Source organism: Actinomycetota bacterium, assembly GCA_019347575.1.
Classification (GTDB): Bacteria; Actinomycetota; Nitriliruptoria; order Nitriliruptorales; family Nitriliruptoraceae; genus JAHWKY01.
In genome coordinates this window covers 22,261-35,061 of record JAHWKY010000012.1, presented here as the reverse complement: position 1 = coordinate 35,061, position 12,801 = coordinate 22,261, and the positions used below count along the sequence as shown (strand labels likewise).

Here is a 12,801-nt window from a genome sequence, read left to right as displayed (position 1 = left end):
TCGCCCTTGGCTCCGCCTTCTCGCGGCTGGTCGGGCGCAGCGACACGTACGCGTTGTTTGCCTGCCACGATCAACCTCCGATCGGATCGTCCGTGCCGTCGTACGCGCGCTGGAGCGTCGCGATGTCGAGCTTCTTCATCGGGAGGAAGGCCTCGGTGACCCTCCTGGTCTGCTCCTCGCTGCCGCTGGTGAGCATCTCGCCCATGACGTCGGGCACGATCTGCCACGACAGGCCGTAGCGGTCCTTGAGCCAGCCGCACTGCTCGGACTCGGGGACCGCGGAGAGGCTGTCCCAGTAGCGGTCGACCTCGTCCTGGTCCTCGCAGCCCACCATGATCGAGATCGCCTCGTTGAACCCGGCGTCGTCGACACGTGCGCTGTCCATGGCGGCGAACGACTGACCGTTGAGCGTGAAGCCGGCGAACTTCACCGTGCCTTCGGCGTCCGGCTCCTCGTCGTCCCCGTACCTCGCGATGTCGCCGACCTCGGAGTCCGGGAACAGCGACGCGTAGAAGGTGATGGCCTCCTCCGCCTTGCCGCTCACGTCGCCGGTGAACATCAGCGTGGGGGTGATGCGCCGGCCGGCCTGGCCCGCGGCGTCGTACATGACCTGCCAGGACAGCCCGTAGCGATCCTCGACCCAGCCGTAGCGGTCGCTGAACGGGTACGAGCCCAGCTCCATGAGGGGTGTGCCGCCCTCGGCGAGCCGATCCCAGAACGCGTCGACCTCCTCGATCGAGTGGCAGGCGACGAGGAACGAGATGGACGGGTTGAACGTGAACAGCGGTCCCGCGCTGATGGCCATGAACGGCTGGCCGAACAGCTCGAACGAGACCGATTCGGCGTCTCCCGAAGGGGTGTCGTGGAGCACCGTCACGTCGGTGATCTTCGAGTCCGGGAACGTGTCCACGTAGAACTCGGCCGCCTCGACGGCCTGGTTGTCGAACCACAGGTGGGGCGTCAGTTGGGGCATCGCTGCTTCCTCCTCGGGTCTGGCGACATCAGCTACGACGAGGCTCGACCGCGGAACTCATCGGTCACCGGTGAGTTCGTGCGGTTCGTACCGTCTGAAGGTTGATGGACGATGACGGCCAGGTGACGATCAGGCTCGACCTCCGCGGGTTGCCGCCGGACGCAGCCACGATCGGGGCGCTGGCGCGCCTGCAGCTCGTCGCGCGCGGCATCGGGTGCCGCGTGGAGCTGTTGCACGCGTCGCCGGAGCTGGTCGATCTGGCGGAGTTCATGGGGCTGGCGAGGGTCCTGGTCGGCTGGCGACTACCGCTCGAGGTGGTCGGGCAGGCCGAACAGCGGGAACAGGCGTCCGGTGTCGAGGAAGAAGGTGAGCTCGACGATCCGTCCCTCTGACAGCTCGAGCACCTGCAGCGCCCACGGCGCGTAGCCGCCGTCGGGATCGGGCTTGTACTGGCCGAACGCGGGGGAGCCATTGGCCGAGGTGGTTGGGATGACGCGCGAGTTCCTGCAGTCGATCCCGGGCCCGAGCCACCACGCGAAGATGTCGTCGCGGCCGCGCAGCCACAGGTCGTAGGGCGGCATCGACTGGATCGCGTCCTCGTGGATCAGCGAGGTGAGCGCCTCGATGTCGTAGGCCTCGAACGCGGCGACGTAGCGGTCGAGCAGCGCCGTGTCGTCGCTCGCCGGGGCGGACGGCGTCAGCTCGGCGGTCGCCAGCGTCGCGCGGGCACGTTGCAGGGCGCTGTTGATCGCCGGCACGGACGTGTCGAGCAGCTCGGCGACCTCGCTGGCCTGCCATCCCAGCACCTCGAACAGGATGAGCGCGGCGCGCTGGCGCGGCGGCAGGTGCTGGAGCGCGGCGACGAACGCGAGCCGGATCGAGTCCCGCGCGACCGCGGCGTCCGCCGGATCGGGCAACGGCTCGATCCAGGTCGCCTCGGGGCGGGTGTTGAGGTTCTCGCTCACCGGCTCCAGTGCGGGGCCGAGGTCCATGGGGCGCACGCGCCGCTGGCTGCTGCGGAGAACGTCGAGGCAGACGTTCGTGGCGATGCGGTACAGCCACGAGCGCAGCGATGAGCGGCCCTCGAACGACCCGAGCGCGCGCCACGCCCGGAGCATCGTCTCCTGCACGGCGTCATCCGCCTCGAAGACCGATCCGAGCATGCGGTAGCAGAAGCCGGTCAGCTCGCCCCGGTGCTGCTCGAGGGCGTCGAGGTCGGCGGTGGGTGATGGGGTGGAGGTAGCCATGAACCGGATGCTCCTGGGCGATGTGTCGGTCGTCCGGACGAGGTGTGAGGTTAGGTGAACCTAACTGATGGCGTGGATGCCCGAGGCGGGGCCGACCACCACGAACAGCCCCGGGACGTGGGCGCTGAGGTCGGTGGCGTTGCTCAGGAAGGCCCAGGGTAGTCCGGTCTCATCGACGCGCTGCGGGTCGATGGGGAGCAGTGGTCTCGTCGGGTTACTCATCGTGGCGTCGTGACGTCGGGGCGCCTCACGAGGCAACACCGTCCTTCCTGTGGGTCGCTCGAGTCTGCCTCGCACCTGTGACACGAGCACCTGGCGCCTCAGCTGAGGAGCTCAGTCAGCGACGCCTGCCACGGGGAGCGTCATGGTGACTTGGACACGCCCGTAGACACTACGTTCCGTTGCAGAGCACGCACAACGACCGACTCAAGCCGGCCGACAGGTGCCAGACGCACGACCGACTGAGGTGCGTCGGGCCGGGGACCGTTACGCGTAGAGGGAGGCCATCATGGCTGGTTCGGACACCTACACCGTCGAGCGCAGCGGCCACGTGGAGGCTCCCGCGGAACAGGTGCGTGAGCGCATCGTCGACTTCCGCCGGTGGACGTCGTGGTCGCCGTGGGAGGACCTCGACCCCGCCTTGAGCCGGAACTACGGCGGCGCCGACGCCGGCGTCGGCGCCTGGTACGAGTGGCAGGGGAACCGCAAGGCCGGCGAGGGCCGGATGGAGATCGTGGACGTGACCGACTCGGCCATCACGATCGACCTGCAGTTCCTCAAGCCGTTCAAGTCCCGCAGCACGACACGGTTCGAGCTCCAACCGGAGGAGGGCGGCACGACCGTGACGTGGACGATGACCGGACCCAAGACGTTCATGACCAAGGTGATGGGCATCTTCACGTCGATGGACAAGCTGATCGGTCCCGACTTCGAGAAGGGCCTCGACCGCCTCAAGGCCGAGGTCGAATCCCCCGGCGACACCACCACGTCGGGCTGAGCGGGAGGTCCACGATGGCCTACGGCGAAGATCTCGCCGACCGCGTGCGCGAAGCCCTCGTCGTCAGCGACGTCGAGCCGGTGGAGCGCAAGATGTTCGGCGGCCTCGCCTTCATGGTCGCGGGCCACATGACGGTGGGCGTCCTCGGCGACGAGCTCATGGTGCGCGTCGGCAAGGACGGGCACGCGGACGCGCTCGCCCAGCCCCACGCCCGCGAGATGGACTTCACCGGCGAGCCGATGGCGGGCATGGTCTACGTCGCGCCGGAGGGGATCGCCGCCGACGCCGACCTGCGCGCGTGGGTCGGCCGCGGCCTCGACTTCACCTCGCGCCTCGAGCCGAAGTAGGTCTCGTGCCGCGCCAGATGCTGACGCGAGACCTCCGGCTACACCACGATCGACGCGACCTCAGCCGTGGAGCGCCTCCGCCCGAGGTCAGGACGGCAGCCCCGTCGAGCTGGTCACAGCAGGCGCTCCCCGGACCCCACGGAGAGACCGGAAACAGCAGCGATACCGGCAGCCAGCACTAGGCGCCCAAGGAGCATCGGCACGAAACGGTGACGGCGCCCTCCCCGTTCCGCGAGGTTGACGGGCGCCTCCGTTGTCGCCAGAGGTAGCGGCCCGACCGGTTCTTGCTTCCTCGCGTTGCGGAGCGCTGGCCCGCCCAGGATCGCTCGCCGATGGGGGATGAACACGCCCTCTCGGACGCTGATCCACCGGGGTTTGGACCACCGGTGGTGACCGGTGTCGACCCAGGCCTCCCAGATCCTGGGTCCTCTCGACCCGATCAGTTCGGCGCCCACCTCCTCGTCCGCGAGCAGTGTCAGGTCGGGTTCCGGGAGCGGCTTGGTGCTCGTCGGGTCCGCCCACCAGATCAGAAGCACTTCACGGATCGCGCCGTGGACGGGGTTCCTGACGAACGCCACGTATCCGTGACGGGGAGGGTCGCCCGTCCGGCGGGCATCGGCGATGGCGATGGCGATGCCGAAGAGCCTGCGCGAACCCCACGCGACGAAGACCGCAGTGAGCAGGAAGTAGAACGCGTCGGCTGGTCCCGACACGGTAGGGAGGAAGTCGGCGTGGAACCTGCCATTGACCACCCACCCCTCCTGCGTGTCACCGACCTCCCATCGGTGATCCGCGTCGCCGGAACGTTGCCAACGCACCTCGGTTCCTTGACCTCGCCCTACGAAGAAGACGGCCACACCGCCGCTGGTCCGTAAGCGGGATACGACCTCGCCCTCGACCCGGTAGTCGCCTTCCGGCCACCCGACCCCAGCCCCGTACGCGTCGAGGAGGAAGAACACAGAGGCGCTGGCGATGACAAGCGCCGCCAGCGCCTTCACCGCGTGTTCGCGTGCTGAGCGCAGCGGCGTTTCGACATCCAGCGGTCCGGGATGCTCGGTAGAGGGATCTGACGGCTCGTCCACGGAGCTAGTCCTCCACCTCAGCTCACCGTCTCTGTGAGGTGACGGGTTCCACAGACCCGCCGCGATGTCCTCCGTCTGTGAGTCTGCACCCTCGGAGCTGCTGCGCCGCGGGGCTGAAGCGCGCGCTGCGCTACGCCCTCGACATCCGGTACTGACCCCACGGTGCCGGAGACGGGCCCCGCGTCGAACGCCTCGTTCGCTAGAGGCTGTCGTAGCCGCCGAGCAGCGCCTCCGAGATGGTCTGCACGTGGTCGCGTTCGCCGATGACCATGACGATGAAGACGTCGAGGTGTGAGAACAGCATCGTCTGTCCCGCGACCTCGCCGCTCCGCGCAGGCTTCCCAGCGATGGTCACCGCTTCCAGCTCTTGTCCGCCCGACTCGGTGAAGCCTCGAGCGAGGCTGTCGAGGTCGAGTTCACCGGGCCGCCTCTCGATGACGACGACGAGTGTCTCGGACTGGTCGTCGGCCTCGACCCGGCGCGCCTCGACTCCGACGGGATCCTCTTCTCGGAAGGCCTCGAGGAGGGGTTCGTCGGGTCCCAGCGGAGGGAGGTAGGTGTAGCCGGACGGCAGGGGCACGAACAGGTCGGAGACGTCGAGCCGCTCCGCCGCCTCCGTCTCGCGGCTCGTCTGCGCGACATCGCCCGAGGCAGTGATCACGATGAGGACGCCGGCCATCACGAGGCCGATCGCGCCGGTCCGCCAGCTTCGCGCACGCTCGCGGGCGGCACCGGGGTCGCCTGTCCGCCGACGGGCCACGATGTAGACGATCCCGTAGGCCAGCAGCATGCCCATGATCAGGTACCCGGTGATGCGGCCGATCGCGTAGGCCATGTCGGTCCCGTCCTGCGCTCTCGCTGCAGTTGCCCACGGGCTCGCGAAGCCCCTCGAACATGTCACGAGCCCGCCCGGATGCTAACTATCCCGTCACCCAGGGTGCGTTGCATCGACTCGTGATGCCTGGGCCGCGGCGCGGGCTCTGCCGTCGCCTATCGGGGTCAGCTCGTAGCCGTGGCGCGCCCCGCGGCGGCCACCGCGGCGGCGGCCATCGCCGCGCTGAGCGCGAACCCGGCGAGGTAGACGGCGGGCCGCGCCCCGAACACCGCCAGGAGCGAGCCGCCGAACGCGAGCACGGTCGCGACGGTAACGGCGTCCGCGATCTGCAGCGAGGACACGTTCGCGCCCTGGGTCTCCGCGGGTGACAGTTCGAGCACCAGCACCGACAGTGTCGGGAAGACCAGGCCCATCCCGGTGCCTGCGAGCAGCCAGCCGACGTAACCCACCGGCGTCGGGGCGACGGGCGCGACCGCGATCGCCACGGTCGCGATACCGACGGCGATGAGCGCCATCCCCACCTGCAGCGTCCGGCGGGGCGACCATGAGCTGCGTCCCTGGAACGCCGACCCGGCGGACCAGCCCAGCGCCCCGACCGTGAGCACGGCGCCCGCGCCGGTGGGCGTCAGGCCCCGCTCGTGGGTCAGCATCAACGGCAGGAAGGTCTCCGCGCCGAAGAACGCGGCGGCGATCACACCGCGCAGCGCGATCACGGACGGCAACCCTGCCCCGAACCGCAGGGTCCCGGCGGGCAGCAGATGGCGGACCGAGACGCCGATCGCGGCCAGGCCGACCAGCACCCCGGCGACCGCCGCGGTCGCGCTCCACTGCGCCGACTGGTGCAGCAGCGCCGCGCCCAGGGCGGCTGCGACCGCGGCACGCACGCGGCGGGGCGCCGTGGGGTCGGGCTCGGTCCGTGGGATGTCCGCGACGGGTAGGGATCGCAGGCCGATCCGCATCGAGATGGCCGCGGGCACGACCAGGACCGCAGCCGCGAGGAACACGGCGCGCCAGTGCACGTACTCCACCAGCGCCCCGGCGATGGGTGGGCCCGCCACGGCGGGAAGGACCCACGCGGCGGCGAACGCCGCGAACACCCGCTTGCGCAGCTCGGGCGGGTAGCCACGCCCAACGATGACGTAGACGGCGACGATCTGTCCCCCGGCTCCCAGGCCCAGGGCCGCCCGCCCCACCACGAGCATCGGCATCGTGGTCGCGGTCCCGGCGATGACGAGGCCTCCGGCGAAGGCGGCCATCCCGAGCCACAGCGCTGGCTGCGGCCCGCGCCGGTCGGTGACGATCCCGGCGACCACCATGGCGACGACGCTGGCCGCGAAGGTCGCCCCGAACGCCAGGCCGTACAGCGACAGCCCGTTGAGTGCCGCGGCCACCGTCGGCATCGCCGTCGCGACCGCCATCGCTTCGAACGCGAACAGCGTGACCAGCAGAACACCGCCGACGCTCAGCGGCCACAGCCCCGCCCCGAAGATGCCACCCCGAACCGCAGCGGCGGGCAACGGCCCGCCGCCGCCGGACAGGACGGTGGGACGTCCGTCAGCGCCGTGGTCCTGCAGCACCGTCGCCCCCCATCTGGATGTGGTGTGGAGCACGCTACGACCTCAGGTCAACTTGAGGTCAAGCGGGACCCTTCCGTCGGTGCGCGGGGCGCGCACCCCCGCGTTCCTCGTCGCCGTGCTCAGCGATGCGTCGACGGGGGGAGTCGATCTCGCCCTGGGTTCAGCGGGCCAGCACGACGATGCCGACGGCGACGACGACGTCGTAGACGGCGCACATCGGCGGGTACCAGCGCGGCAGGTGCGTGGTCATGCCGTGCCGGGGATGATGGGCGATGTCCCACACTCCATGGGCCGCGAGACCCACCGCGAGCAGCCACGTCCGCTGGGTGGCGAGCGCCAGCACCGCGACCGCGACGAACGCGGCGGCCACGACCGACTCCACCACCAGCTCGGTGGTGCGGCCGTCCCGCAGGCCGAAGCCGACGTAGATCCCCGCGATGGCGCCGAGCAGCACCGCGAGCAGCGGGACGTGCACGGTGTCGGGCAACCCGACCAGTGCGGGCCACGTCGCCAGACCCAGCGCGCCGCCGACGGCGGCCGCGGTGGCAGGCCGTGCCGCTGCGACCGTCGAGGTGGGCTCAGGCATGGGACGCAGCGTAGGTGTGGGGTGGCCCACTCTCGGTGTCGCACACGGATGCCAGGCTCCCGTGGTGATGCCCCACCGCGGTGCGGTGCCCCATCGCGGCAAGGAGTCGCCACCGTGCTCGAGGTGTCCACTGACGAAGGGACCCATCCTGGGGCGGCGCTGCGGGCCTCGCTACGCCACCCTCGAGACTCTGACGACCGACGAGGAGATGCCATGGCTGTGAAGGATGTCCTGCGAGACCACGGCGACCAGCTCAACACCGACGAGCTGGCCGCTCTCATCGAGAGCGCGATCGACTGCGCGGCACACTGTGATGCCTGCGCCGACGCGTGTCTGGAGGAAGGCAACCCCGACCTGACCCGGTGCATCCGTCTGGACCTCGACTGCGCCGAGATCTGTGCGGCGACCGCGAAGGTCGTGTCCCGCGCAGGTGCTTCGGGTGCACCGTGGCTCGAGCTCGTGGAGGTCTGCGAGGCGGCGTGCCGTGCCTGTGCTGAGGAGTGCGAGAAGCACGCAGACATGCACGAGCACTGCCGCGCCTGCGCCGAGGCCTGCCGCCGCTGCGAGGAGGCGTGCCAGCGCTTGCTCGAGGCTGCCCGCTGACGCGCGGGAGGGCGTGAGCTACGGGGCCTCGCGCCGGTTGCGTGGTTCGGGATCGCTCGCGTGCGAGACGTGATCGGTGGTGCCATGCTGCTGCGAGGACCTCGGGTTGTCGACCACGCAGTGAGGGCATGGATCAGGTCGACGTTGACGGGCTGCACATCACGTTCGAGAAGGCCGGGCACGGGCCACCACTGGTGCTCTTGCACGGCGGCTTCGCCGACCGACGGGCGTGGCGTCGCCAGCTCGAGGAGCTCTCCGACGACTTCACGCTGGTCGCCTGGGACGCACCTGGTTGTGGCGGCTCGTCGGATCCTCCTGACGGCTACGGACTGGCGGACTACGCGGACCACCTCGCCGGGTTCATCGGGACGCTGGGCCTCGACCGGCCCCACGTGCTGGGGCTGTCGTTCGGCGGCGGGCTCGCGCTGGAGCTCTACCGCCGACACCCAGACATCCCTCGCACACTGATCCTGGCTTCCGCCTACGCCGGCTGGGCCGGGTCGCTGCCACCCGACGAGGTCGAGGGGCGGCTCGAGCGTGGCCTCCGCGACGCGCAACGGTCACCGCACGAGTGGGTCGAGGACTACCTGCCCACCTTCTTCACCGACACGGTCGCACCGGAGGTGGTCGAGGAGACGACCGCGATGATGCTGGACACCCGCCCAGACGGGCTCGTGCCGATGCTACGAAGCTTCGCTGAAGCCGATCTGCGTGACGTGCTGCCGAGCATCGCCGTGCCGACGCTGCTGCTGTACGGGGAGCTGGATGTGCGGTCGCCGTTGACGGTTGCGGAGGACCTGCACGCCAGGATCCCGGGCTCACGGCTCGTCGTCCTGCCAGGCGTCGGCCACGACACCAACCTGGAGGCACCCGAGGCCTTCAACGATGCCGTGCGCGCCTTCCTCCGCTCGGTCGAAGGCTGAGCGGACAGAAACCACCGAGTCCGGTGGTTCTCGCTCGCCACCAGACACTACCGACGTCGTGAGCCGCCCGGTACCGACCGCAACCACCGCATGCGGTGGTTTCCGGGCAGCGTGGTGGTCGATCGGGCCACGGCAGGTGGCCGACGAGCCCTCCCGGATCTGGGGACTGGCCGACGGGCGGGGCACCTACGTGACCACGTGCCCGGCCGCGCGCAGCGCCGTGATCGCACGCGCCAGCTGGTCCTCGCGTACCAGCAGCCAGTCGGTGTCGTAGGTCGACACCACGAAGATGGGTACGCCAGCGTCGGCCAGCGGTCGTGCCAGCTCAGCGAGGACGCCCGTGAGCGAGAAGTCCAGGGGTCCACGCACCGACAGCGCCGACCAACCCCGCTCGGCTGGAACCTCCGCCGGTACGGCTGCCTGCGGGGCGACGATCGACAGCTCCGTGGCCGTGCGCGTGACCGACACGAGCGGGTCAGCCGGCGTGTCCAGCCAGCTCGGCTCCGGCGTCGACGGATCGAGCCGACAGACCGCCAGCGTGCCGGGGTGCACGTCCAGTTCCACCGACGTCCGGCTCCTCGTCGCGTTGCAGACCCTCCAGCGAGCGTTGCGGTTGCACATCCGCGTCGTCAACACTGAGGCTCCGTTGTGGTGAGCCCGGGACGGCCCTCGCCGGTCCCACCTCCGCGCTACCAGGACGTGTTCCTCCACGACGAGAGGGGCGTGTCACAGCTGACCGCGACACTGTCGGCCTCGGTCCTCCGCCGATCGAGGACCACCACCTACGGGGGAAGAGACGATGATCGATGTGACGGTCGGGGCGCCGCGAACGCGGCCAGGTGCACGACCCCGTGCTCAGGCGGGAGCCGGTCTTGGGTGAGGGTCTGGTCCTCGTGCTGCTCGGGGTCGCGGCGGTGCTGGTCGTGCTGACCGTCGTAGCTGTTCCGGTCGCCGTCGTCTGGCTGCTGCACCGGGGGCGGGGACGGACCGTCGTGATCGTGGTCGACGAGGGGACGCTCGGCTGCTCCGCGGACGACGCCGCCGTGGATGGATCACCTAGTACGGCATCGACGACGGAGGAACGATGAGTCAGAAGCAACGGATCGCGGGGATGCTGCTGGGCATGGCGGCGGGCGATGCACTCGGCGCGGGCTACGAGTTCAGCACCCCGCGCCCCGACACCGACATCGCCATGATCGGCGGCGGCGTCGGCGGCTTCGCGCCGGGGGAGTGGACCGACGACACCTCCATGGCCGTGTGCATCGCCGACGTCACGGCCACGGGCGCGGTGGAGCTCGACGCGATCGGGGAGCGGTTCCTCGACTGGTTCCGCTCCGGGCCGGCGGACGTTGGGATCCAGATCAGCGCGGTGCTGCGCGGGGCGGCCTCCGGCGCCGACCTCGACCCGCGTGCCGCCGACTACCACGCCCGCAAGCCGGACTCCTCCGCCGGCAACGGCAGCCTCATGCGCACCGCGCCGGTCGCGCTGGCGCACCTCGGCGACGACGACGCCATCGCCGAGGCGGCACGCGCCGCGTCCGCGCTCACCCACGCCGATCCGCTGTGTCAGGAAGCGTGCGTGCTGTGGTGCATCGCGATCGACCGCGCCGTGCGCGAGCAGCGCCTCGACGGCGTGCACGACGGGCTCGAGCTGCTGCCCGAGGACCGACGCAGCTTCTGGCACGAGCGCCTCGTCGCGGCCGAGACGCAGCCGCCGGCGAGCTTCACACCCAACGGGTTCGTGGTCACGGCCCTCCAGGCGGCCCACGCGGCCATCAGTCAGACGGCGATCCCCGACGGTCCGTTCGCGTGCCTGCACCTGCAGCACGCGCTCGAGGCGGCGGTGCGGATCGGGCACGACACCGACACCGTGGCTGCCATCGCCGGCGCGGTGCTCGGGGCGCGGTGGGGCGCCTCCGCCATCCCGTTCCGGTGGCGCCGGATGCTGCACGGCTGGCCCGGCTACCGCGCCGCCGACCTCGTGCGCCTCGCGGTCCTCACCGCGCGGGGCGGCCGCCCGGACGGCATCGGCTGGCCCACCGCCGAACGTCTCTCCACCGGCGGGGAGCCGCCCTACGTCACGGCGCTACCCGACGACGACGGGCTGCTGCTGGGCAGCCTCGGCGGCCTCGATCAGCTCGGTGAGCTCGACGAGCCGGTCGACGTCGTCGTGTCGCTGTGCCGCGTCGGGACGCAGCAGGTCCCGGCGGACGTCGAGGAGCACCACGAGGTGTGGCTGATCGACGAGGCCGACCACGACTCCAACCCGCACCTCGAGTTCGTGCTGCACGACGCGGTGGACGCGGTGGCGTGGTACCGGGCGCAGGGCAAGCGTGTGTTCCTGCACTGCCACGGCGGCCACAGCCGCACCCCGACCGTCGCGGCGGGCTACCTCAGCGAGAAGCTGGGCCTCCTCGCGACCGAGGCGCTCGACCGCGTCGCCCAGGTCGTGCCCTACTACGACCACAACCGTGCGTTCGTCGGGGCGCTGGCGAACTGGTCGGGCTCGACGCGCGACGGCTGATCACTCGTGCCGACCGGTGCGTTGGGCTCCCTAGGTGGGCCGATGTCGATCGGAGGTCGTCGTCACCAGGCGATGTCGGTCACATCGTCGGTGACCTCGGTGGAGCTTCCGTCGTGCCAATGGGACAGGATCGGGGGGCCGGGGGTCTGTTCTCCGCGGGGTGGGTGGGAGTGCTGTTGGTTGTACAGCAGGTGCTCGCCGGTGGGGTCGAAGTCGAGTTCGGTGACGGCCCGGTCGGCTTCGACCAGGACCTCGGTGACGGCGTCCGTGTCGGGCTCGAGCTCCGAGATGCGCCAGACCTGACGGGCGTCAGGATCCAGCCCGGGACCGTCGACGACGGTCAGGGTTCCTGTGCCCGGCCGGAACTGCGGGGCCGTCAGCATCCGAAGATCACCGGAAGGCTGTACCTCGCGGCTGTCCTGCTGGAGGGAGTCGCCGTCTGCCGCCGGGTCCAGGATGCGGACCTCGGTCCCGTCCTCGAACCGGAGTTGGAAGGCCAGTCGGGTGACGTCGGGCGACCAGGTCAGGTGTGAGATCCGGACGGGTTCCTCGGGTGCGACGGGGTCGGCCCACCGGTGCAGCACCTGCCCGTCGAAGGTGCGGATCTCCAGGACCTCCTGATCGGGAGCCTGCTCGCCCAGTTCCCGGCGGCCCACGGCGAAGCGCTGACCGTCAGGAGCCACCGCGACGGTGTGCCCGACAGCCACGACGTCCGTCCCGCCGTCGCCGAGGCCGATCTCGACGATCTCCTGGCGCGCGGCGGTGATGACGCGCGAGAACAGCACGCTGTTGCGCAGCGGGCTGTGAACCAGACTGCTGGCCCCATCGCCCTGATCGGCCTCGAGTTCGCCGACGATCTCTCCCGAGGGGATCGCGATCTCGACCAGGATGCCCCGACGCAGGGCCACCGCGCGGTCCGGCGCCAACGCTCGGGTAACGGTCGGCGTCGGCGAAGGCGAAGGCGTCCCCGCGGCGGTGGGCGGTCCTGTCGCAGGCGCCGGGGTGGTCGGTGAGGCCGCGGTCGGCTGGCCTGTCGGGTCCGGTGCTCGCGGCGGTCCGTCGCCACATGCCGCCAGGCCGAGGATCAACGCGAGGCCCAGCGACGCT

General features: G+C 70.7%; 16 protein-coding genes. 7 read left to right on the top strand and 9 right to left on the bottom strand.

The annotated features are described in order from the left end of the window. Positions 1-70: 70 nt before the first annotated feature. Entirely contained in the window at positions 71-973 is a 903-nt protein-coding gene (locus KY469_09715; protein ID MBW3663363.1) for a VOC family protein, read from the bottom strand. Positions 974-1,077: 104 nt separating this feature from the next. Between KY469_09715 and KY469_09710 the strand changes: the two genes are divergently transcribed. Then, positions 1,078-1,365, top strand: a complete 288-nt coding sequence (locus tag KY469_09710) for an STAS domain-containing protein (protein ID MBW3663362.1) — start codon at positions 1,078-1,080, stop codon at positions 1,363-1,365. Here KY469_09710 and KY469_09705 read toward each other — a convergent pair. Together KY469_09705 and KY469_09700 are read right to left on the bottom strand one after the other, a co-directional pair. Continuing rightward, the gene (locus tag KY469_09705) at positions 1,276-2,220 is read right to left on the bottom strand and encodes a sigma-70 family RNA polymerase sigma factor (GenBank protein MBW3663361.1); all 945 of its coding nucleotides are present in this window, start codon (positions 2,218-2,220) and stop codon (positions 1,276-1,278) included. The genes KY469_09710 and KY469_09705 overlap by 90 nt on opposite strands. Before the next feature lie 60 nt (positions 2,221-2,280). Next, the gene (locus KY469_09700) at positions 2,281-2,442 is read right to left on the bottom strand and encodes a hypothetical protein (protein MBW3663360.1); all 162 of its coding nucleotides are present in this window, start codon (positions 2,440-2,442) and stop codon (positions 2,281-2,283) included. Between the two features lie 286 nt (positions 2,443-2,728). On the opposite strand from KY469_09700, the gene KY469_09695 reads away from it, so the two are divergent. Continuing rightward, complete coding sequence (locus KY469_09695) at positions 2,729-3,217, top strand: SRPBCC family protein (GenBank protein ID MBW3663359.1); 489 nt, start codon at positions 2,729-2,731, stop codon at positions 3,215-3,217. A 14-nt stretch (positions 3,218-3,231) separates the two neighbouring features. Next, positions 3,232-3,564, top strand: coding sequence for a TfoX/Sxy family protein (locus KY469_09690; protein MBW3663358.1), 333 nt, complete (start codon positions 3,232-3,234; stop codon positions 3,562-3,564). 113 nt (positions 3,565-3,677) lie between these two features. On the opposite strand, the gene KY469_09685 is transcribed toward KY469_09690, so the two are convergent. From KY469_09685 to KY469_09670, 4 genes are all read right to left on the bottom strand, one after another. Beyond that, positions 3,678-4,646 carry a hypothetical protein gene (locus tag KY469_09685; protein MBW3663357.1) on the bottom strand — a complete coding sequence of 323 codons (969 nt, stop codon included), beginning with the start codon at positions 4,644-4,646 and terminating at the stop codon, positions 3,678-3,680. Between the two features lie 199 nt (positions 4,647-4,845). Further along, a complete protein-coding gene (locus KY469_09680) occupies positions 4,846-5,481 on the bottom strand; it encodes a hypothetical protein (protein MBW3663356.1) in 636 nt (211 codons plus the stop codon). A gap of 164 nt (positions 5,482-5,645) precedes the next feature. Then, complete coding sequence (locus tag KY469_09675) at positions 5,646-7,091, bottom strand: MFS transporter (GenBank protein MBW3663355.1); 1,446 nt, start codon at positions 7,089-7,091, stop codon at positions 5,646-5,648. Positions 7,092-7,218: 127 nt separating this feature from the next. Then, entirely contained in the window at positions 7,219-7,644 is a 426-nt protein-coding gene (locus KY469_09670; protein ID MBW3663354.1) for a hypothetical protein, read from the bottom strand. A 213-nt stretch (positions 7,645-7,857) separates the two neighbouring features. Here KY469_09670 and KY469_09665 point away from each other — a divergent pair, with 213 nt between their 5' ends. Together KY469_09665 and KY469_09660 are read left to right on the top strand one after the other, a co-directional pair. Beyond that, entirely contained in the window at positions 7,858-8,247 is a 390-nt protein-coding gene (locus KY469_09665) for a four-helix bundle copper-binding protein (GenBank protein MBW3663353.1), read from the top strand. A 128-nt stretch (positions 8,248-8,375) separates the two neighbouring features. Beyond that, positions 8,376-9,170: an alpha/beta hydrolase gene (locus KY469_09660; GenBank protein MBW3663352.1), complete on the top strand. Its 795-nt coding sequence runs from the start codon at positions 8,376-8,378 to the stop codon at positions 9,168-9,170. Positions 9,171-9,356: 186 nt separating this feature from the next. On the opposite strand, the gene KY469_09655 is transcribed toward KY469_09660, so the two are convergent. Further along, a complete protein-coding gene (locus KY469_09655; GenBank protein ID MBW3663351.1) occupies positions 9,357-9,791 on the bottom strand; it encodes an ACT domain-containing protein in 435 nt (144 codons plus the stop codon). Positions 9,792-10,042: 251 nt separating this feature from the next. On the opposite strand from KY469_09655, the gene KY469_09650 reads away from it, so the two are divergent. Together KY469_09650 and KY469_09645 are read left to right on the top strand one after the other, a co-directional pair. Beyond that, positions 10,043-10,258 (top strand): hypothetical protein, encoded by a 216-nt coding sequence (locus KY469_09650; GenBank protein ID MBW3663350.1) that lies wholly within the window; start codon positions 10,043-10,045, stop codon positions 10,256-10,258. Next, the gene (locus KY469_09645) at positions 10,255-11,694 is read left to right on the top strand and encodes an ADP-ribosylglycohydrolase family protein (protein ID MBW3663349.1); all 1,440 of its coding nucleotides are present in this window, start codon (positions 10,255-10,257) and stop codon (positions 11,692-11,694) included. Before KY469_09650 ends, KY469_09645 begins: the two co-directional genes overlap by 4 nt. A gap of 62 nt (positions 11,695-11,756) precedes the next feature. On the opposite strand, the gene KY469_09640 is transcribed toward KY469_09645, so the two are convergent. Then, positions 11,757-12,602, bottom strand: coding sequence for a hypothetical protein (locus KY469_09640; GenBank protein ID MBW3663348.1), 846 nt, complete (start codon positions 12,600-12,602; stop codon positions 11,757-11,759). Positions 12,603-12,801 lie beyond the last annotated feature (199 nt).